We start from the raw sequence: 1,350 nt of genomic DNA on the forward strand, positions 1-1,350 counted from the left end.
ATCTCGGTCGTGGCCTCGGGTGGAGCGGCCGTGGCGGGCGGGGGTGTCGTCGTTCGGGATCAGCGGCACCAACGCCCACGTGATCATCGAACAAGGACCGGAAACGCCGGAACCCGAAGAGGCTTCGCAGGGCCAGGCACCTGCTGCGACTGCGGGTGTGGTGCCGCTGCTGGTGTCGGGCCGGTCGGTGGAGGCGTTGCGGGCGCAGGCCGAGCGGTTGGCGTCGTTCCTGGACGGTCAGCCTGGGCTGGGGCTGATCGACACGGTGTTCTCGCTGGCGACGACGCGGTCGGCGTTCGAGCATCGGGCGGTGGTGCTGGCCGCCGACCGTGACGGGGTGCTGGCCGGGCTGGGTGCGCTGGCCGAGGACCGTCCGGGTGCCGGTGTGGTGCGCGGGACGGCGGGGCCGGAGCCGCGGCTGGCGGTGTTGTTCACCGGCCAGGGCAGCCAGCGGGTGGGGATGGGCCGGGAGCTGTATGACCGGTTCCCGGTGTTCGCGCAGGCGTTGGACGCGGTGCTGGAGCAGTTGGACGGGGAGTTGGCCGGGCGGCCGGGCGGCGAGTCGGCCAAGCGGGCGGGCTGTTCGGTGCGTGAGGTGCTGTTCGCTGAGCCGGGTTCGGCTGAGGCGGGGCTGCTGGATCAGACGGGGTGGGCGCAGCCGGCGTTGTTCGCGGTGGAGACGGCGCTGTTCCGGCTGGTGGAGTCGTGGGGGCTGCGGCCGGATGTGCTGGCGGGGCACTCGATCGGGGAGATCACCGCTGCCCATGTGGCCGGGGTGTTGTCCCTGAAGGATGCGTGTGTGCTGGTGGCGGGTCGGGCGCGGTTGATGCAGGCGTTGCCGTCGGGTGGGGCGATGGTGGCGGTGGCAGCGTCGGAGGAGGAGGTCGCCGCTCTGCTGGCCGGGCGCGAGGGTGAGGTGTCGGTCGCGGCGGTGAACGGCCCGGCCTCGGTGGTGATCTCCGGGGTGGCGGAGGCGGTGCTGGAGGTGGCCGCCGCCCTGGAAGGTCAGGGGGTTCGGACCAAGCGGTTGCGGGTGTCGCACGCGTTCCATTCGCCGTTGATGGAGCCGATGCTGGAGGACTTCCGCGCCCTGGCGGGCGGGTTGACCTACAGCGCGCCGCGTATTCCGGTGGTGTCGAACGTGACCGGCCAGGTGGCCACGGCGGAGCGGTTGTGCTCGCCGGATTACTGGGTGGAGCAGGTGCGTGGCGCGGTCCGGTTCGCCGACGGGGTGCGCGCGCTGCACGGTCAGGGGGTACGGGCGTATCTGGAGCTGGGCCCCGACGGGGTGCTGACCGCCATGGCCGCCGACACCCTCACCGCGCTCGCCGACTCGGACTCGCGGGGTTC

At 72.7% G+C, this 1,350-nt stretch carries 1 protein-coding gene; it reads left to right on the forward strand.

The window, feature by feature from the left end:
• Positions 1-43: 43 nt before the first annotated feature.
• Positions 44-1,350 (forward strand): acyltransferase domain-containing protein (locus ACWD3H_RS47670; protein ID WP_451959804.1); only part of this gene is annotated, 1,307 nt, incomplete at its 3' end.

It is taken from the genome of Streptosporangium sp. NPDC002607, assembly GCF_053592655.1.